We start from the raw sequence: 19,998 nt of genomic DNA, 5'->3' as shown, positions 1-19,998 counted from the left end.
ATCCCCTTGTCTTTTCTTCTTATAATTCTTTTTCCACCAGTTTAAATGCAGACTCAATTACCTTGTCCATATCATAGTATTTATATTCTGCCAGTCTTCCTCCAAACAGAACCTTTGTTTCTTTCTCCGCCAGTTCTTTGTATTTCTGATACAGACTCTGGTTCTTCTCATCGTTAATGGGATAGTAAGGTTCCATACCCTCCTGCCAGTCTGCCGGATACTCCCTTGTAATGACAGTCTTCGGCTGTGTGCCGAATTCAAAATGCTTATGTTCAATAATTCTGGTATAAGGTGTTTCCCTGTCCGTATAATTTACCACAGCCACTCCCTGATAATTCTCTTTATCCAGAGTTTCGGTTTCAAATTTCAGACTTCTGTATTCCAGCTTTCCAAAGCAGTAATCATAATAGGAGTCAATGGTTCCTGTGTATAAGACTTTTTCCCCCAGAGCGTTATACTTTTCTCTGTTTTCATTATAATCCACACCTGTTTCCATATCACAGCCCGCAAACAGCTTGTCAATCAGCACATTGTAGCCGCCGATAGGAATCCCCTGGTATAAATCATTAAAATAATTGTTGTCATAGGTATATCTTACAGGAAGTCTTTTAATAATGAAAGACGGTAAATCTTTACAATCTCTTCCCCACTGTTTTTCTGTATATCCTTTGATAAGTTTTTTGTAAATATCCTCGCCTACCAGACTGATGGCCTGTTCCTCCAGATTTTTTGGCTCTCCCTTTACACTGGCTTTCTGTTTTTCAATAATCGCTTTCGCTTCCTCCGGTGTGCTGATATTCCACATTTTGCTGAAGGTATTCATATTAAAGGGCATATTATACATTTCCCCGTGAAAATTTGCCACCGGAGAATTGGTATAGCGGTTAAACTCCACCAACGAATTGACAAATTGCCATACTTTTTTATTACTGGTATGAAAAATATGCGCGCCGTATTTATGAACATGAATATCTTCCATATCTTCACAATAGAGATTTCCTCCAATGGTATCTCTCTTTTCTACTACCAGACATTTTTTGCCTGCTTTCATGGCATGATATGCAAATACGCCTGAAAACAATCCGCTTCCTACTAAAATATAATCATATTTTCTCATAAATCTTTCCCCTTCTATTGTTCTATAACTGAATTTCTTTTCTGAATTTATCTGTTAGACTTTACCTTAGAATAGACCATGGGAAGTCCGCTTCTTATGATATGTACTGCTCTTGCAAGGGTGGTGCATAAAAATACGGATTTTCGCTTCATGCAAAAGAGTGCAAACTTCAACGCTTTGCTATCTCTTGCTCTTGCCTTGGGCATCAGTTTTACAAAAAGCCTGTCCGCAAAAACAGTTTTGCAAAATGCCTTTCTGTCCCTGTGGTTCATTTCTGCTCTCTTGTCACAGTTCCTCTCCAGAGCTGACAAAATATATCTGCCATAAAGACTTCCCAGAATCGCACAGGTTTCCTCTGTATCGGTGTGCCAAAGCTGCTGCTGCTCATAGAGCATGGCAATTCTTCTTCTGTGAAGAGGATAATAATCCGGTACAAATTTGGTAGTCAGACTGCCTTCCATACGCTTTGCATAGTGATAAGGTACAATATCCAGAACATTCATGGATTTTATATCATTGCAGAACTGAATATTAAATACAATATCCTCAATCAGACGAACGGTTTCATACTGTAAGCCTTCTCTTCGTATATGTTCCAGACTGTAAAACTTATTCCAGGCATATCCGTAAATAGTTTCCTGTTCCAGACGGATAACCTGTTCCCTCATTTTCTGCTGACCGGACAGGTACTGTCTTTTCGGACAAATTTCGTGAGTATAGCTCAGCTTTCCATCACGATCATAATATTCCTCTGTATGCCCTATGATTGTCAGTTCTGCCGGATTTTCCCACAAGGCATCATAAACCTTTTGCAACACATCAGCTTCTACCCAGTCGTCCGGATCCATAAACCAGATATACTGCCCCTTTGCATGGCTCATTCCAGTATTTCTGGCAGGGCTTAATCCCCTGTTTTTCTCATGATGAAACACACGGATTCTGTCATTTTCTTTTGCCAGTTCTTCTGCCAGTTCTCCCGTTCTATCAGGAGAACCGTCTTCTACAATCAAAAGTTCCCAGTCAGAAAAGGTCTGTGCTTCTATACTTTTTACTGCCTTTTCCAGATATTTTTCTACTCCATAGGCTGGCATAACCACACTGAAAAATGGTTTATTCATCTCCTGTCAACTCCTCAATCAGTTCAATGATTTTCTTATAAGACTCAGGACGGTCAAATTGCTCTTCTGCGATTTTTCTTGCTTTTCTTCCCATCTCTTCTCTGCCAGCATTGTCCTCATACAACTTTTCGATGGCATCTGCCAGAATTGTCACATCTTCCGGCATAATATTAATGCCAAAGCCATCCTTCTCTACCTTTTCTCTGAATTCAGGGCTCATACAGGTATTAATCATAGGTCTGCCGGCTGCCAGATAATCTCCGATTTTCGTAACAATGCTCTGGGGCGCTTTTTTCACAAAAGAGTTTACCAGAATATCTGATTTTGCCAGATAAGCCGCCATTTTCGGATAAGGAGCATAGCCCACAAACTCTACATTTGTACAATCCTGTTCTTTTGCCAGAGTTTCCAGTTCTTCTTTTAAAGGACCTCCTCCCAGAATTTTTATTTTCATCTGGTCTTTTCCCCGATTTAAAAGCTCTTTTCCTGCCAGCACCATGGTTTTGATATCATAGCTTGTTCCAATGGTTCCCGCATAAGAAATCCAGAATTCTCCCTCTTTCTTTTCTATCTCAGAGCTGTATTCTTTTACACCGGCATCAAACTCTGTAATCTCATTTCCCACATAAACCGTTTTCTTCGGTACATGCAGCATCTGGTTTTTCAGCGGTCTGTCCCTGTACTCATCAGAAGTTCCGATAATACCGGAAACCAGAGAATAGACCTTTTCTGCATCTCTTTGCAGGGGATAAAAGAGAATATTGCTTATAACCGGAATATCCAGTACCATGTGCATGGCTTCAGGCCACAAATCGTTTACGTCCGGTACAAAAGGAATCCCCTTTTTCTTCGCATATTCTGCCGCTGCCAGCGCTACATCATTTGGAGGAATCTCACAGTAAATCAAATCATAGTCCCCTTCTTGTTCCAGCAGCTTTGTCAGATTCTTTGCTGCAATCCGGTGACTGTGGATTCTTCGCAAATCAATATTTTTCTTATATCCCGGCTCATAGATAAATTTCAAATTAAATTTATAATCCTCTTTTTTTATTTCATCAAGCTTTCTCTGGGCTTTTTCCCAATGCTGAAAAGTAGTTGTAATCAAATCCACCTGATATCCTGCATCAGAAAGAAAATCTCCGATATACCGAAAACGGCTGTAACCTTTTTCATTATCCAGTTTTACGCCCATAGAAATTACCGCTATCTTTTTCATAGTCATCTCCTGTCTATTTTATTACTGCCAGTACCGTATCTATCATAACCTTAAAGTCTTCCAAAACGCCAAAAGATTTCAAATACTTTAAATTGTATTTCATTTTCTCCGGAAGAATATATTCCACATAAATCTCATCTGTAGTCTTCCCTGTACTCCGGCTGTATTTATCCAAAATTTCGTCTTCGTCTTTGTAAACAATACTGGTTCTGGAAGTGATTCCTGCCGGAAGAAGCAAGGTAGCCATCATTTCCGGTGTATAACAATCCACATATTTCTTTACTTCCGGTCTTGTCCCTACAAAGCTCATATCTCCGGTCAGTACATTAAACAGCTGCGGCAGCTCGTCTAAACGACACTTTCGCAGTTTACTTCCCATTTTTGTGATTCTGGAATCCTGTCCCGTTGTCACCAAAGGACCTTTTTTATCTGCATCTGTTACCATGGTACGGAATTTAAAAATCCGATAAGTTTTCCCGTACTGTGTAATTCTCTCCTGACGATAAAAAACCGGTCCTTTGCTATCCAGTTTAATGCATACTGCCAGTATCAGCATTACCGGTGACAAAAGAACGGTCATACAAGCCGCCAGAACCACGTCCAAAAAACGTTTGGCACCAAGAGCCCCACGTTTTTTGGAAAGTTCTGTATAATATTTTTTTACTTCTTCCTGTTGCATTTTCTTCGGAAGACTGTCCCAATTTTTTAACATGGCTTACAGTTCCTTTACAATTTTTCTGAAGGTCGAAATGACAAATTCTATCTGCTCATCTGTCAGACGCGTGTACAGCGGCAGTGTAATTTCATTTTCAAACATATGGTACGCATTTGGAAAATCTTTGATGTCAAATCCCAGATTCTTATAGGCTGTCATCATAGGTAACGGTTTGTAATGCACGTTTGTGGCAATTTCTACTTCTGCCATTTTTGCGATTACCTCATTACATTCCTGACGATTTCTTCCATTTAAACGTGTCAGATACAAATGTCCGCTGGAAGTATGGTGTTCACCATAATGTTCCAGAACCTCTATGTCCAGGTCTTTTAGGCCTTCATTATACTTCTCAATAATTTCTTTTCTTCTCTGTAAAAGCTGGGGATAACGCCGAAACTGTGCCAAACCCAAAGAAGCCATAATATCGGTCATATTGCACTTATAATAAGGCGCCACAATATCGTATTCCCAATTCCCCAGTCTGGTCTTTGCCAATGCATCTTTATTTTGCCCATGCAGAGATAAATCCATGTACTGCTGATAAATCTCGTCATCAGAAATCCCGGGAATCGTTCTCCAAACTGCTGCACCACCTTCTGCAGTAGTCAGATTCTTCACTGCATGAAAAGAAAATCCGGTAAAATCTGCAATTTCTCCCGCCATTTTCCCTTCCCTGGAGGCGCCAAAGGCATGGGCAGCATCTGCCAGAACTGCAATTCTTCCCAATGCCTCCTGTCTTTCATTTGCCGGGTGATAAAGAGCCTTCTTCTCTTCTGCTATCTGAAACAGTTCTTTATAATACGGATACACAATACCTGCCAAATCTACAGCAATGATTGCCTTCGTCCTCTCTGTGACCGCTTCGCGCACCTGTTCCGGATCCATATCATAGGAACCAGGAATCGTATCCACAAGCACAGGGATAGCTCCCACATGGCAAATCACACTACAGGACGCTGTGTAGGTATAAGCTGTAGTGATTACTTCATCTCCGGGACCGATTTCCATAATACGAAGGCTCATCTCCAAGCTTGCGGTCGCTGAATTTAAGCAGGCTGCTCTTTTTGTGTGACAATACTCTGCAATTATGCTTTCAAACTTTTTCGTCTTCGGACCGGTTGTAATCCAGCCGCTTTTCAGAGTATCTATAACTTCTGCAATTTCTTCTTCCGTGATATCCGGAGGGGAAAACAATACTTTCATCTATCAAAATCTCCAATTTTATAATTTTCTATTAAACTGCATTTAACGTCAACTTTATTATACCCTGTTTTTTCATAAAAGCAAGCCATTACAAAATGTTTTTCATAATATACCCCTTCAAAAACTCATACACCGCCCCTTCCGTAGGCGGACACCCCTCCAACGAACACCGAAATCCTCTGGTACAATTTCCAATCCCCAGTTCCCCGGCCTGTCCTCTGTAACCCTGTCCGATACAGATTTTCTCCTCCAGCCTTTCAAGAAGCCCTTCCTCCTTCAGTTTTTGCAGAGCAGGCAGCAAATATCCATAGCAGGCGCTGCAGGATTCTACTTCCTCCACCGCGTCTGCCAGTTCTACCACTTTTCGCTCTTTTGGGTGATACTCTCCCTGCACAGGCTGGTTCAATTCCCGAAACTCTGCCAGATGCCAGTCAGAAAGTCCTACGCCCAATTCATCGGCCATGGTAATATAAGGCACTTGTTCTACTTCATATCCCATGAGATGACACACATAGGCATCACACAAAACCGGGTCTGCAGCCGCCATAATCCGATTCAACACCACAGGATTTCCTCCATCTTCAAAGTCCCAGTCCCCGCAGATGTTATCTACCACAACAAAATCCTGACGAATCCCTGCGCTTAAATGGGCGATGGGCTTATGCAGCCCCATGGCATGAAAACGACGCTTTTCTACATTTGGTAGAAGTCCCTTCATATTTTTCAGGGCGCAGGTGATTTTAGTCTGGCAATGCCCCTTCATTACCGGAACATTAATAAGGAAATCCAGCCTTATCGCCTCCTCACAGACTTTCAGATCCAGCCCGGCACAGTCAAAGACTTCCCAGTCATCTTTTTGCAAATCCAGAAATTCCACCTGATATTTTTCCGCTAAATCGTAGTATCCGCAAAGACGAGCTGCATCTTCTGTTTTATCTCCCACCCAGGAACCTTCCAACATCACAAGATTCCCAAAGCCGTGTTCCTGCAGGTATTCCAGAATCCCTGCCACGATTTCCGGGTGAGTAGTTGCCCCCTGGGACGGTTCTGTAGGTGCTACCAGATTGGGCTTGATTCCAATACGACACTCCCTATGGGGAATCTCCCCCCACAAATTGGCCTCTTCCAAAAGCTGTTTTGTCATTTCTTTGTAATTTGTTCCATAAATCGCCAGAATTTCGTTTTCTCTCATTTCTTTTTCCTTTTCCTAATTTACACTGTTTTATAAATCGTCTATCAGCGCCGTGCTTTTTGCATAGGCGGTACTTTTCGCCTCAAAGAAATCTGTCTTTACCATATTGGCATTGGAATAACGGCTGACCCAGCGCATACTTTCCGGTTCTTTTTCATACCCCGGATAAACAGGCTGAAGTCCGATTCCTGTGGCGCGAAGATTTGCCAGATATTTCACATAGGCGGTTATCATGTCCTTGGAAAGACCTGAAATCCCATCGCCAATAACATAATGCCCCCATGCAATCTCCTGCCTGGCGCCTTCTTTTATCATTTCTTCTATAAGTTTTATATTTTCCTCTGTAAAAAGCTGTGGTTCTTCTTTTTTCAGTTCCAGAATCATGTTCCGAAACAGCCACAAATGGGTGTTTTCGTCCCGGTTAATATAACGGATTTCCTGTGCAGACCCCGGCATTTTTCCATTGCGGCTGAGGTTATAAAAAACCATAAATCCACTGTAAAAATAAATCCCTTCCAGAATATAATTTGCAGTCATCACCTTTAAAAGGGTAAGGGAGTCCTGTTTTTCCTGAAACTCATTGTATAAACTTCCGATAAAGGTGTTCCGCTGCAGCAGATGTTCATCAGACTTCCACTGATACAAAATTTCATTTCTCTTTTCCGGACTGCAGATACTATCCAGCATGTAGCTGTAGCTCTGACTGTGGACACATTCTTGAAATGCCTGTATGGAAAGACAGAGATTTATCTCGTTTGCTGTAATATATTCACTGATGCAGGGCAGGTTTGCGGACTGTATGGAATCCAGAAACACCAGAAAACTTAAAATTTTATCATATGCCTGTCTTTCTTTTAGAGTCAGCCTCTCGTAATCCTTTTTGTCCTGAGAAAGATTGATTTCCTCCGGTATCCAGAAATTATTCATTGCCTGTCGGTACCAGTCGCTGACCCAGGTATAACGCATATGATTAAAATCATTCAGATTCGTGGTATTTCCTCCAATCATACGCCTTTGCTGCACTTCTGTATCGCCGTTTGGATTAAACAATGGTTTTTTCTTTAATTTTGTCATATTTTTCTCCGCTTCTTTCATTATAATATAGGTTTTCTGTTCGCTCAATAGCCTTTCTGTCTCTGTTTCTACAGATATCCCAGTCAGGACGCACAGCTTTCACATTCCTTTACCTCCAAGGATTTACTCCGCACATAATAAATTGTTTTCACTCCCTGCTCCCATGCTTCCAGATAAAGATGAAAAAGCTGTCGCAGAGTATATTGATTTGTAATGTAAAGGTTCATGCTCTGTGCCTGGTCAATATGTCTTTGCCGCACTCCGCAGGCGCGGACACTGAAGCGCTGGTCTATTTCATGGGCGCTTTTGTAGTAATAATACGTATCCACAGACAATTCCGGCGCCACCCGAGGGAGCATGCTTCCTTTTTTCTCTTCTATAAAGAACTTCTTCATCACCGGGTCAAGACCCGCAGTGGTTCCTGCCAGAATACTGGTGCTGCTGGTTGGCGCTGCTGCCAGGAGATAGCCGTTTCTCATGCCTCCTTCTGCTGCTCTTTTTGCCAGTGTTTCCCACTTTTCTGAGGTATAGCCCCGCTTTAAAAAGTAAGCGCCATTCTGCCAGTCACTTCCCTCAAAATACGGATAAACCCCCTTTTCTTCCGCCAGATTGACGCTCGCAGAAATGGCAAAATAATTTATTTTCTCAAAAATCTCATCTACAAAGCGTAGATGCTCCTCACTTTCCCAGGAAATCCCTCTTTTTGCCAGCATATGATGATAGCCACTGACGCCCAGACCAATTCCCCTGTACTTTTCATTTGTAATCTTTGCATAGGGTAGCGGATAAAAATTCAAATCAATCACATTGTCAAGCGCCCGTACAGCGGTCTGAACCAGATTCTCCATATAGGCGTCATTTTCTACCGGAATTCTGCCAAGAGAAAGGCTCGCCAGATTACAGACTACAAAATCTCCCGGTCTTGTGACAGAAACCACCACGGTATCTCCCTCTCTGGTCTGGATTTCCCTGGATACAGATTCCATGGAAGACAGGTTTTGCGCAATTTCTGTACAGAGATTGGAACAGTAAATCATCCCCTTATGGCCATTGGGATTTGCCTGATTCACAAGATCCCGGTTAAAGGCAAAGGGCGTTCCTGTTTCTGCCGCAGATTTCAGAATCAGGCGTACAAGTTCGCGAATGCTCATGCTTCTTTTGGCAATTCTGCTGTCCCGTACACACGCTTCATACCTGTGTTCCCATTCTTCCCCATAAAAATCCTCCAGATGCCAGCCCTTAACCTGAAAAATTTCATGAGGGCACATGAGATGCCAGATCTGCCCCATATCCTCTCTGGCTTTTTTCCAGAATAAATCCGGATAGCAGACCGCGGGAAAAATATCATGAGCCTTCATTCTCTCATCTCCGTTATTGGTTCGTATCTGTAAAAATTCCGGTAAATCTCTGTGCCACGCATCCAGATAAACAGCAGCAGCTCCCTGCCGCATACCAAGCTGATCCACTGCCACTGCCGTATCGTTTACCAAACGCAGCCAGCGAATCACACCGCCTGCTGCTCCCTGAAATCCACGGATACTGCTGCCGCTTGCCCTTACTTTTCCAAAATACAGGCCCATGCCCCCACCGAATTTGCTAACCTGGGCAAAATTGTCCAGACTTCTGTAAATACCCTCCAAACTGTCCGGCACTGCATCAATAAAGCAACTGGAAAGCTGGTGATAAGGCTTTCTGGCATTGGAAAGTGTAGGGGTTGCCATAGTAACCTCCTGCCTGCTCAGCATGTCGTAAAACCGCTGTACCCATTCCATGCGACTGCTTCCCTTTGCCTGCGCCTGCTTTTCCTTCATGGCAAGATGAAGGGCAATGCCCAGATACATTTCCTGAGGTGTTTCCAGCGGAACATGTCCTCTGCTGCGGATTACATATCTTTCCAGCAAAAGCTTTAATCCTGAAAAATTAAAAAGTTTATCCCGCTCCGGCTTCAGCATAGCCTCTGCCTGCAATACCTGTTCTCTGGTATAGCTTTCCAGAATATAAGAACCATATAGTTTTTCTTTTGTGAGATATTGAAGCTTTTCATAAAAATTCTTAATTTTTCTATGCCTCATTTCCCGTTCCAGCTCTTCGTGAAATTGGAACAGCAAAAGCCGTGCGCCAATAAATTCCCATTTCGGTGCAATTTCCTCTGTCAACTCCACAGCGGCCCGAATCAGAAGTTCCAGCTTCTGATTCTCTGTCATGCCGTCGCCTGCCAAACTTGCAAAGCGCTCCAACAATCGCTCTAATGCATACTCCTTTTGTGGAAATTCTCTTTCTATATTCTCTAATACAGTTTCCAGTCTTGTATTGTCCGAAAACCATGTTCTCCAATCTACTCTGTCCATTCTTCGTTCTCCCTTTTCATCATACTATATCTAGTGTTTCTGTCATCATATCATACTTCATATATTAATACTAGAGTTTTTTAGTTCAGTATTTAAAAATAAAAACTGCTGTACAAAACAATTCCGGCCTTCCCTGAAAAATGGCAGCTCTTACGCCCTCCATTTTCCAGGCCGTCCCAAATCTGTTTTTATACAGCATCTTTTGTTTTCTTCTCCCGCTTTGCTTCCCAAAGCCTTATAACCTCTTCTTTTTGTTCTTTATCCAGAAACAGATAATAAACACCTCTGTTCTGCAGTTGTATAGACAGCCCAAAGGATACTTTTTTCATTGCCCGAATATCTGTATAGAAAATTTTACTGAGATTTACCCTTCCTCCTTCTCTGGAATAAATTTCCAGAAAATCCTCATACCATTTGTACTCCAGCTTTATACTGCCCTTATTTAGTCGTTTCTCCAACTGTTTTTTCGCTCTGATTTCCATAGCCCATGGAATCAGAAAGCTGGCCAGCAAAAGCACAATTCCGATTTCCACTCCGGTAAGAAAAACCGGTTTTTCAATAAAACTCCAAATCAACAGGCAAAACCCTGCTCCCAATCCAAAATAACGGGCAAAAATTGCCAGCATGCTTTTGCTTGTTTTAGCAATCAATCTAGCATTTGCCTGAGTTTCTATCTGCAGCAGAACCGTATTCTGCGTCTTATTATTTTTCCTCTTCATAGCTTTTTCCCCTTTTTTCGTGCCTTTTCTGCTCTATCATATAATATTCTCCTGTTTTTTTCAATGTATCTGCATTTTTTTCTTTACGCCACGACAAAAATTGTGTAAAGTAAAATTGAAAAAAATGTCTTATACACTCAGGAGGATATCAAATGTCACAGACAAAAGCATCTATTTTTGAATCTGACGGCATACCTGCATTTTCCAAGGCCCTGCCTCTGGCTCTGCAGCATGTGGTTGCCATGATTGTAGGTTGTGTCACTCCGGCAATTCTCATCTCTGATGTTGCCGGTCTGGACGAGAGAAATAAAGTGATTCTTGTCCAGGCAGCATTATTTGTATCAGCCATCAGTACCCTGCTTCAACTCTTTCCTATTTTCAAGGGGAAGAACTTTCAGTTAGGTTCCCGGCTTCCTGTTATTATGGGTATCAGCTTTGCCTATGTTCCCAGTATGCAGGCCATTGCGGAATCCTATGACGTGGGAACCATTCTGGGCGCCCAGGTGATAGGCGGACTTGTGGCTATTTTCGTAGGCTTTACGATTCGCAAAATCCGGGTATTTTTCCCACCTATTGTCACAGGAACTGTAGTATTTACCATTGGTTTATCCCTATACCCCACAGCCGTAAAATATATGGCAGGCGGCGCTTCCAGCCCGGACTACGGTTCCTGGAAAAACTGGCTGGTTGCCTTTTTCACTCTGGCTGTGGTAATTGGCTTAAACCATTTTGCCAAAGGTACTTTAAAGCTTGCGTCTATTTTAGTGGGTATTATCGCCGGCTATATTCTGGCAGCCTGCTTTGGACTGGTAAATTTCTCGGACGTTTCTTCCGCAGGATTTTTCCAGCTTCCCAAACCACTTCACTTTGGCCTGAATTTCGAGCCTTCTGCCTGCATTGCCATTGGCGTGCTTTTCGGAATCAACTCCATTCAGGCAATTGGCGACTTTTCTGCCACAACGGTGGGCAGTATGAACCGGGAACCTGAAACAAAAGAACTTCAGGGTGGTATTGTAATGTATGGTATCAGCAACATTACCGGCGCTCTTTTTGGCGGTCTTCCAACCGCTACCTTTAGTCAGAATGTGGGAATTGTTACAACTACAAAGGTAATTAACCGCTGTGTTCTGGGACTTGCTGCCGTAATTCTTATGATTGCCGGATTTGTTCCGAAATTTTCAGCCCTTTTAACCACAATTCCGCAGTGCGTTCTGGGAGGTGCAACGATTTCTGTCTTTGCCTCCATTGCCATGACCGGAATCAAGCTGATTATGCGCCAGGAAATGAATTTCCGCAATTCTTCTATCGTAGGACTTTCCGTAGCTCTGGGTATGGGCATTACACAGGCTGCTGATTCTCTTGCAACTTTCCCTGCATGGGTGACAACCATTTTCGGAAAATCTCCGGTTGTAATTGCAACTTTGACAGCAATCCTGCTGAATCTTATTCTTCCAAAGGATGAAAAAGCGTCTTAACGGTTGTTGACAGCTGCACAGGCTGCCGCAAATCGCGCAATGAGCCGAACTGAAAAACAGCCCCGCAAAAAGAATTTTTCAGCTTTTTTGCTGTTTCATTCCTTTTGCGAGGCTTGTTTTATCACTATTTTTTCTTTCTGCTCTGATATGCACCTGCGCCAATCAGACCGGATACGCTTAAAAGTAAAATCCAGAAGCCTGTCTGCAAATTATCTCCTGTTTTTACACTTCTCCCGTTCACCTTTTCAGAATCTTTCTGTACAGATTGTTTCTCCGCTTTTTGCCCTTCTATTTTCTGTCCTTTCACATAAGGCTCCTTTGATTCCTCTGACCGGGGCGCTTCCGGCGTTTCTTCTCCCGTTTCGGTTTGTTCCTGTTGCGGCACCTCCGAATTCTCTACCCGGCTGTCTTCTCCGCTTCCTTCCAGTTCCGGGCTTTTCATAAGAGTAATCATAGCGTCTGCCGTTATGCTGGCATCTGCTTTTAACGAAACTCTTACCAGCAATTTATCTGCTGTTTCGTCCTGCCCCAAAGTCAGTTTTCCATTGCTGTCAACCACTGTCTGCGCACTCTGTTTTCCCAAAACCTCCCACAATAATTCAGACATTTCCTGATTCTTTATCTCCGCCTGAAACTGCTGACTTTCTCCCGGTTTTAATTCCACGGTATCCGGCGTTACAAAAAGTGCTGCCGGCTTTATTTCTTCTTTTGGGGAAACTGTTATTTTCTGTATTGTTTCCTTTGTTACAACTCCATAAGTATATTGAATCCGCAATTCTGTATCTGAAAGCTGTAAAGGCTTTTGCGAATACATGATTTCTGTACTTATGTCATTTTCTGTGCCATCGCTCCATTTTGCCATGACCTTTATTCCCTCTGCTTCAAAAGCTTCTCCCTCTGTATAAACAGTTTTCACAGGTGGATTTACAATTTTTATGGAGTCCAGAGTTTTCTCTGCGGGTATATTTTCCCCCTCGGTTTCCGGCTTCTGAGGCGGTTGCTCCTGCTGCTCTTCCCCCGTCTGTTTCGTACTGACCACTGTCAGATAATCGGCAGACATATATGCATACATGGCATCAAAATGATAGGCTCCATTTTTCTTTACTACTGTATTTCTGCCCTTATCTAACACTGCATCACTCTGGATTTCATAAAATCCCTCTTGAGGCTCCTCCTCTCGCAGCAAAACCACATAGTTTGCCGCCTTTCCTGTCTTGTAAAGGCGTGTTGAGGAGGCGTTTCGTTCTTTTCGAACGTTTACAGATAAGTGCTTTCCCGGAATCATTTCCTTTACAGCCAGTGTATGGGCATTTGCATCTTTTTCTCCCATAGCACTATCCAGACGCCACACAATATTTGCCGCCTTTTCTCCCCAATAAGGGTCAGAGGCATATTTCACATTCAAACCACTGGCTTTATTTCCTAAAAATCCTCCATGATACCGATAATCCTCCGGATAAAGATACCCTTCGGAAATCCAGCCCTTTGCAAAGTCCTTGATGCATGCCTCCACACTGCTATATTGGCTGGCATTTTCTCCCGGCGCTGCATCGGTGGCATTCAAACCAAATAAGTTGTTTTTTTTCTGACTGATACTACTTTTCCCCCAGTTACTTTCATTGGCTGCAATTCCTGCCATAAGAAGCCCCTGCACTCCATATGTATTCTGATTTTTCACAAGAGCTTCTCCGATACTTTTCATCTTGGAATCCGGTTTCACAATGGTATCCAGTGCTTTATTCAGTTCTTCTGCCGTATACGCAGATTTGCTTCGCATAGGCAGATATTGGAAGTAATTGTAATAAGCTTCCTGTGGATTTACAGAATTTGTGCGCTGGTCTGCACGGTAATCCTGTACCATAACACCATAATGTGTATAAAAATAATGTCCATCATAGCTGTAATATACTGTACCGGGTTCTAAATATGATGGCGCCGGACCATTATTCAGGCTTGTGGCATATCCCGGAGTTGTCATATCCTGCACAATATGATGCAATAATTTTCCGTCCTTTACCTCATAACAACTGACTGCCTTTACCTGGGACAGATTTACCACCTGCACCTCGTCTTCTTTTACCCAGCCCACTACGCCGGAAAGCATAAATTTATATTTGCCATTGGCAGACCCCAGATACACCGCATCGGCGCCATAAGCCCCATTGGTATAACCGGGATTTGCAGTTTCCTGCTCAATAAACTCTGTAATTTCATTATTTTTTGTCCGAAAATTCACTACCTGAGGTTCTCCGCTCCTGGTTTTCTTGGGTCCTGCAGGATTTTCAATCAACTTTGCCGAACTGTCCGCATCTGTGATATTTCCCTCATCGTCCATAGAAGTAATATGGTCTTGCCCTGATACATACTCATTTTGTAATTTATCTGTCTGAGGCTCTGCTGCCAGAGCAGAATCCGAAAAATACCAGACTCCCGAAACACCCAGACAAAATGCCAGCCCCCAGGCCAGCAATTTTCCCTTTCTCATTCGTTTCCCCTTTCTCTGTTCAAATTCTCTGATTATCTCATTAAATGTAACATATTCTTAATATTTCCGCAAGAAAATCTCCTGTTTAAAACAAAGATAAGAGGATTTATGGCATAGAAAAGCCCCACGGAGCTTGTACATAAGCTTCATGGGGCTTCTTTCCTACATATAAAACAATTTATTACTTATTATTGATTGCAGCCTGCGCAGCAGCGAGTCTCGCAATTGGCACACGGAATGGTGAGCAGGAAACGTAGTCTAAACCAATCTTATGGCAGAATTCTACAGAACTTGGATCACCGCCGTGTTCTCCACAGATACCGATGTGTAAGTTTGGATTTACAGGTTTACCTAATTTGATAGCTGTTTCCATTAATTTACCAACACCGATCTGGTCTAATTTAGCAAATGGATCGTTTTCAAAGATTTTTGCATCATAGTAAGCTTCTAAGAACTTACCAGCATCATCACGAGAGAATCCATAAGTCATCTGTGTTAAGTCGTTTGTACCAAAGCAGAAGAAGTCAGCATTTTTAGCGATTTCGTCAGCTGTTAATGCAGCTCTTGGGATTTCGATCATTGTACCAACTTCGTAGTGTAATTCAACACCGGCTGCTGCGATTTCAGCGTCAGCTGTTTCAACAACGAATTTCTTAACGTATGCTAATTCTTTTGTATCGCCAACAAGTGGGATCATGATTTCTGGGCAAACGTTCCAGTCAGCATGAGCTTTCTGTACGTTGATTGCTGCACGGATAACAGCTTTTGTCTGCATCTTGGCAATTTCTGGATAAGTAACTGCAAGACGGCATCCACGATGTCCCATCATTGGGTTGAACTCATGAAGAGAATCGATGATTGCTTTAATCTGTTCAACTGTTTTGCCCTGAGCATCTGCTAATTTCTTGATATCTTCTTCTGTTGTAGGAACGAACTCATGTAACGGCGGATCCAGGAAACGAATAGTAACCGGGTTACCTTCAAGAGCTTCGTATAATTTTTCGAAATCTCCCTGCTGTTCTGGAAGGATTTTTTCAAGAGCAGCTTCTCTTTCTTCTACTGTTTCAGAACAAATCATTTCACGGAATGCATCAATTCTGTTACCTTCGAAGAACATATGCTCTGTACGGCAAAGACCAATACCTTCTGCACCAAGCTCACGAGCTTTGATAGCGTCTGCTGGAGTATCAGCGTTTGTACGAACTTTCATTGTTCTGTATTTGTCAGCCCATCCCATAATTCTTCCAAATTCGCCGGCGATTGTAGCGTCTACAGTTGGGATAATTCCATCATAGATAGCACCTGTAGAACCATCCAGAGAAATGCTATCTCCTTCATGGAATTCTTTTCCGCCTAATGTAAATCTCTTGTTAGCTTCGTCCATTGTGATATCACCACAACCGGATACACAGCAGGTTCCCATACCACGAGCAACTACAGCAGCGTGAGATGTCATACCACCACGAACTGTCAGGATACCCTGAGCGCTCTTCATACCTGTAATATCTTCTGGTGATGTTTCCAGACGAACAAGGATAACTTTTTCTCCTCTTGCAGCCCATTCAACAGCGTCATCTGCTGTGAATACGATTTTACCGCAAGCAGCTCCCGGAGATGCTCCAAGTGCTTTGGACATTGGTGTTGCAGCTTTTAAAGCAGCAGCATCAAACTGTGGGTGAAGCAGTGTATCTAAGTTACGTGGGTCGATCATTGCAACTGCTTCTTCTTCTGTTCTCATGCCTTCATCTACAAGGTCACAAGCGATTTTCAGAGCAGCCTGAGCTGTTCTCTTACCGTTACGTGTCTGCAGCATGTACAGTTTACCGTGTTCCACCGTAAATTCCATATCCTGCATATCTCTGTAATGTGTTTCCAGAGTTTTGCAAACTTCTTTGAACTGTGCAAATGCTTCCGGGAATTTCTGTTCCATTTCGGAAATGTGCATTGGAGTACGAACTCCGGCAACAACGTCTTCACCCTGTGCATTTGTGAGGAATTCTCCGAACAGACCATTTTCTCCTGTAGCCGGGTCACGGGTAAATGCAACACCTGTACCACAGTCATCGCCCATGTTACCGAATGCCATCATCTGTACGTTAACAGCTGTACCCCAGGAATATGGGATATCGTTGTCACGACGGTATACGTTAGCACGTGGGTTATCCCAGGAACGGAATACGGCTTTAACAGCTCCCATTAACTGCTCTTTTGCGTCTGCAGGGAATTCTTCACCGATTTTTTCTTTATATTCAGCTTTGAACTGTCCAGCCAGAGTCTTTAAGTCTTCTGCTGTAAGTTCAACGTCAAGAGTAACACCCTTTTCTTCTTTCATTTTGTCGATAAGTTCTTCGAAATATTTCTTACCAACTTCCATAACTACGTCAGAGTACATCTGGATAAATCTTCTGTAGCAGTCCCATGCCCAACGAGCATTTCCTGATGCTGCTGCCAGAGTTTCAACAACTTCTTCATTTAAACCAAGGTTCAGGATAGTATCCATCATACCTGGCATAGAAGCTCTTGCTCCTGAACGAACAGATACAAGAAGTGGATTCTCTTTATCTCCGAATTTCTTTCCTGTAACTTCTTCCATTTTAACGATAGCTTCCATGATCTTGTTCCATGATTTCATCGTTAATCTTTCTTCCATCTTCATAGTACTGAGTACAAGCATCTGTTGTAATTGTGAATCCCTGTGGTACTGGAAGACCTAATTTTGTCATCTCAGCAAGGTTTGCACCTTTACCACCGAGAGTGTTTCTCATGGATGCGTCACCTTCGGTGAACATATAAACCCATTTTGCCATTTTGAACATTCCTCCTAAAAGTAGATACTAGAAAAACAAATTGTTCAATCTTTATTTTCCCCGGTGCGGACAAGCCATGCCCGCACACAATCTATTCTATCATAAGAAGTGATATAGTCAAGCAAGATTTGTTAATTTTTTTACAGGTTTTTGCAATTTTTCCGTTCATTCAGAACCCATATCAATACTTTTTCCGTATAATTTCTTATAACGAAACGCAATTTCATATTACGGAAGGATTTTTCCTGCTTCCATATATAGTGCATACCATTCATCTCTTGTTAATTTTATATCAGAAGCTTTACAAATATCTATTAACCTCTGCTTATTGGTTGTTCCGACTATAGTCTGTATTTTTGCAGGATGCCTTAAAATCCATGCTACTGCAATTGCATTATTGGTAACATCATATTTTTCTGCCAACTCATCAATTTTTTTATTCAATTCTGGAAATTTTTCATTGTTTAAAAATACGCCTTCAAACATACCATACTGAAATGGAGACCATGCCTGAATTGTAATTCCTTTTAATCGGCAATATTCCAAAATACTACCATCTCTATTAGCACCGGCTTCACTATGTATGTTCACATGAATTCCAGAATCTATAATATCACAATGAGCAATGCTAAACTGCAACTGGTCTACCATTATTTTTCCATTACAATATTTATTCAAAAATTCTATTTGCATTGAATTTTCATTACTTACTCCAAAATACCGTACCTTACCGGATTCTTCCAAAATTCTAAATGCCTCTGCAACCTCTTCTGGTTCCATCAATGTATCTGGTCTGTGAAGCAGCAGTATATCAAGATAATCTGTTTTCAGACGCTTTAAACTTGCATCAACAGTTTGTAAAATATGCCTTTTTGAAAAATCATATGCTACTCCCGGGCGAATACCACACTTTGACTGCAAAATTATTTTTTCCCTCAAAGTACTATCCATTGCTTTTCCAAAAGCCGCTTCAGCCTCTCCTCCTGCATAGATATCTGCATGGTCAAAGAAATTTATTCCATTTTCTAATGCTGTTTCAAGCAATTCCCGTATCTTCGCTTCACTTTTCAGTTCTGTAATCCGCATACAACCCAGTCCAATTTCAGGAATTTCTAACTCTGTACGTCCCAATTTTATTCTTTTCATACCAATTTACCTCCAATATCGTATTCTCTATATGACTATTTACTTTCAAAATAATGACTAATATTAACCATGGCATACACATAAATTTCCAACGCTTTCTCTAACTTTTTTATATCCTGGCTCTCATCTGCACTATGACAGGCACCATGTCCCTGCGGCAAATCCAGATGAGAAATTTCCAAATTCATTCCAGGACCAAAACCTACCGCATTCGGAATTTTTCTTGCATAAGTTCCTCCACCCATAATATAAGGAGTACAATCTGCTCCCGGCATTCGTTTTCTGTATATATGAGTAAGCATGTCTACCATATCATTCTCTGGACTTATATAATACGGCGGACTATCTTTAAATTCTTTTATTACATATCCATACTTCTTCATAAGAGATTCTAAACGTTGTAAAATTTTTTCTATACTCTTTGTCACAGGATACCGTATATCAATTTCCGCTTCTATTCTTTCATTTTTCAACTCTGCTGTTCCAACATTACAAGTAAGCGTTCCTGAAACTTCATCTTCGCAATTTATTCCTGCTTTTTTTCCGTACCCCTCCTCTCCTAGAATAGCTAAAAATTCAACAGCTCTCTCTTCTGGTAATTGTTCTGTCAAATGCTTACACAATATGCCTATCGCATTTTTGCTTTTTCCGGGAAATGCCGCATGTCCAGCAATTCCTAATGCCTCTCTTTTCTTGCCGTCAAGCAGAGCCCAAGCATAATCAGGAACTGAATTAGAGGAACTTCCTCCTTGTAAATATTCTATCCTTTTATCCACAATAGAGGACTGAATCTTGAGTTTACATATCCCTTTTTCTCCACAACATACAGGAAAACTACAATCTGTTACAATAGAAAATTCAGGAATACCCGCCATCTTTAAATAGTACTCAACCTCCTCCATTCCTTGTTCTTCATTACACCCCAGAATCTGATGAAAGGTCACTGTTGGAGTAAATCCTACTTCTTTTAGAAATCTCATAGCATACAAAAACGTAATAACTGGCCCCTTGTTGTCTTGCACCCCCCGGCCTATAAGGAAATTCTTCTTTCTGGTACACATAAAGGGCGGATAAATCCAATCTTCTCCTGCTGGAACAACATCAAGATGTCCCCATATACCAATCTTTTTTTCCCCGCTTCCAAAAGATGTTTCTACACATCTATTCTCATAATTTTTTATCGAAAATCCCCAATTTGTACAAATCTCCTCCATCTTTTTTAAAACCTTTGTACAGTAAATTCCGTAAGGATTCTCTTCATCACCTTTTTCTGATATACTTGGAATTTCTACTAGCGCTCTGATATCCTCAAGCATTTCTTCTTCATGTTTCTGAATCCAGTTTTTCAATTCTTGTATCGTGAATTTCTCTTCCATTTTTTCA

Annotated in this window: 13 protein-coding genes and 1 pseudogene; 1 reads left to right on the top strand and 13 read right to left on the bottom strand. The window is 41.8% G+C overall.

The features are described from left to right. Positions 1-19: 19 nt before the first annotated feature. The 9 genes from glf to DQQ01_RS04680 form a co-directional block, all read right to left on the bottom strand. The gene (glf, locus tag DQQ01_RS04720; protein ID WP_111918825.1) at positions 20-1,117 is read right to left on the bottom strand and encodes a UDP-galactopyranose mutase; all 1,098 of its coding nucleotides are present in this window, start codon (positions 1,115-1,117) and stop codon (positions 20-22) included. Between the two features lie 47 nt (positions 1,118-1,164). Then, a complete protein-coding gene (locus tag DQQ01_RS04715) occupies positions 1,165-2,235 on the bottom strand; it encodes a glycosyltransferase family 2 protein (RefSeq protein ID WP_111918823.1) in 1,071 nt (356 codons plus the stop codon). Then, entirely contained in the window at positions 2,228-3,451 is a 1,224-nt protein-coding gene (locus tag DQQ01_RS04710; protein WP_111918821.1) for a glycosyltransferase family 4 protein, read from the bottom strand. The genes DQQ01_RS04715 and DQQ01_RS04710 overlap by 8 nt, the downstream gene beginning before the upstream one ends. Before the next feature lie 13 nt (positions 3,452-3,464). Further along, positions 3,465-4,163 carry a sugar transferase gene (locus tag DQQ01_RS04705; protein WP_111918819.1) on the bottom strand — a complete coding sequence of 233 codons (699 nt, stop codon included), beginning with the start codon at positions 4,161-4,163 and terminating at the stop codon, positions 3,465-3,467. Positions 4,164-4,166: 3 nt separating this feature from the next. After that, the gene (locus tag DQQ01_RS04700; protein ID WP_111918817.1) at positions 4,167-5,369 is read right to left on the bottom strand and encodes a DegT/DnrJ/EryC1/StrS family aminotransferase; all 1,203 of its coding nucleotides are present in this window, start codon (positions 5,367-5,369) and stop codon (positions 4,167-4,169) included. 88 nt (positions 5,370-5,457) lie between these two features. Beyond that, complete coding sequence (locus tag DQQ01_RS04695; RefSeq protein WP_111918815.1) at positions 5,458-6,561, bottom strand: DUF362 domain-containing protein; 1,104 nt, start codon at positions 6,559-6,561, stop codon at positions 5,458-5,460. A 30-nt stretch (positions 6,562-6,591) separates the two neighbouring features. Beyond that, on the bottom strand, positions 6,592-7,635 hold the full coding sequence (locus DQQ01_RS04690) for a ribonucleotide-diphosphate reductase subunit beta (protein WP_111918813.1): 1,044 nt from the start codon (positions 7,633-7,635) through the stop codon (positions 6,592-6,594). A gap of 83 nt (positions 7,636-7,718) precedes the next feature. Beyond that, positions 7,719-9,983: a ribonucleoside-diphosphate reductase subunit alpha gene (locus DQQ01_RS04685; protein WP_111918811.1), complete on the bottom strand. Its 2,265-nt coding sequence runs from the start codon at positions 9,981-9,983 to the stop codon at positions 7,719-7,721. Positions 9,984-10,171: 188 nt separating this feature from the next. Next, complete coding sequence (locus DQQ01_RS04680; RefSeq protein WP_111918809.1) at positions 10,172-10,702, bottom strand: hypothetical protein; 531 nt, start codon at positions 10,700-10,702, stop codon at positions 10,172-10,174. 152 nt (positions 10,703-10,854) lie between these two features. Between DQQ01_RS04680 and DQQ01_RS04675 the strand changes: the two genes are divergently transcribed. Beyond that, positions 10,855-12,177, top strand: coding sequence for a uracil-xanthine permease family protein (locus tag DQQ01_RS04675; protein ID WP_111918807.1), 1,323 nt, complete (start codon positions 10,855-10,857; stop codon positions 12,175-12,177). A gap of 124 nt (positions 12,178-12,301) precedes the next feature. Here DQQ01_RS04675 and DQQ01_RS04670 read toward each other — a convergent pair whose 3' ends face one another. The 4 genes and pseudogenes from DQQ01_RS04670 to DQQ01_RS04655 all read right to left on the bottom strand — a co-directional run bounded on the left by DQQ01_RS04670 (position 12,302) and on the right by DQQ01_RS04655 (position 19,991). Beyond that, positions 12,302-14,662 (bottom strand): N-acetylglucosaminidase, encoded by a 2,361-nt coding sequence (locus DQQ01_RS04670; RefSeq protein WP_111918805.1) that lies wholly within the window; start codon positions 14,660-14,662, stop codon positions 12,302-12,304. A gap of 181 nt (positions 14,663-14,843) precedes the next feature. Continuing rightward, positions 14,844-17,469, bottom strand: a pseudogene (ppdK, locus tag DQQ01_RS04665) (pyruvate, phosphate dikinase). A 228-nt stretch (positions 17,470-17,697) separates the two neighbouring features. Beyond that, positions 17,698-18,615, bottom strand: a complete 918-nt coding sequence (locus DQQ01_RS04660; RefSeq protein WP_111918803.1) for an aldo/keto reductase — start codon at positions 18,613-18,615, stop codon at positions 17,698-17,700. Positions 18,616-18,650: 35 nt separating this feature from the next. Next, on the bottom strand, positions 18,651-19,991 hold the full coding sequence (locus DQQ01_RS04655) for a M20/M25/M40 family metallo-hydrolase (protein WP_111918801.1): 1,341 nt from the start codon (positions 19,989-19,991) through the stop codon (positions 18,651-18,653). Positions 19,992-19,998 lie beyond the last annotated feature (7 nt).

It is taken from the genome of Blautia argi (genome assembly GCF_003287895.1).
GTDB lineage: Bacteria > Bacillota > Clostridia > Lachnospirales > Lachnospiraceae > Blautia > Blautia argi.
The sequence above is the reverse complement of the archived record's forward strand: the minus strand, read 5'-3'. Positions and strand labels throughout refer to the sequence as shown.

Coding starts and splice junctions, on each gene's coding strand:
- glf (WP_111918825.1), bottom strand. CDS start 1,117: ATGAGAAAATATGATTATATTTTAGTAGGAAGCGGATTGTTTTCAGGC.
- DQQ01_RS04715 (WP_111918823.1), bottom strand. CDS start 2,235: ATGAATAAACCATTTTTCAGTGTGGTTATGCCAGCCTATGGAGTAGAA.
- DQQ01_RS04710 (WP_111918821.1), bottom strand. CDS start 3,451: ATGAAAAAGATAGCGGTAATTTCTATGGGCGTAAAACTGGATAATGAA.
- DQQ01_RS04705 (WP_111918819.1), bottom strand. CDS start 4,163: ATGTTAAAAAATTGGGACAGTCTTCCGAAGAAAATGCAACAGGAAGAA.
- DQQ01_RS04700 (WP_111918817.1), bottom strand. CDS start 5,369: ATGAAAGTATTGTTTTCCCCTCCGGATATCACGGAAGAAGAAATTGCA.
- DQQ01_RS04695 (WP_111918815.1), bottom strand. CDS start 6,561: ATGAGAGAAAACGAAATTCTGGCGATTTATGGAACAAATTACAAAGAA.
- DQQ01_RS04690 (WP_111918813.1), bottom strand. CDS start 7,635: ATGACAAAATTAAAGAAAAAACCATTGTTTAATCCAAACGGCGATACA.
- DQQ01_RS04685 (WP_111918811.1), bottom strand. CDS start 9,983: ATGGACAGAGTAGATTGGAGAACATGGTTTTCGGACAATACAAGACTG.
- DQQ01_RS04680 (WP_111918809.1), bottom strand. CDS start 10,702: ATGAAGAGGAAAAATAATAAGACGCAGAATACGGTTCTGCTGCAGATA.
- DQQ01_RS04675 (WP_111918807.1), top strand. CDS start 10,855: ATGTCACAGACAAAAGCATCTATTTTTGAATCTGACGGCATACCTGCA.
- DQQ01_RS04670 (WP_111918805.1), bottom strand. CDS start 14,662: ATGAGAAAGGGAAAATTGCTGGCCTGGGGGCTGGCATTTTGTCTGGGT.
- DQQ01_RS04660 (WP_111918803.1), bottom strand. CDS start 18,615: ATGAAAAGAATAAAATTGGGACGTACAGAGTTAGAAATTCCTGAAATT.
- DQQ01_RS04655 (WP_111918801.1), bottom strand. CDS start 19,991: ATGGAAGAGAAATTCACGATACAAGAATTGAAAAACTGGATTCAGAAA.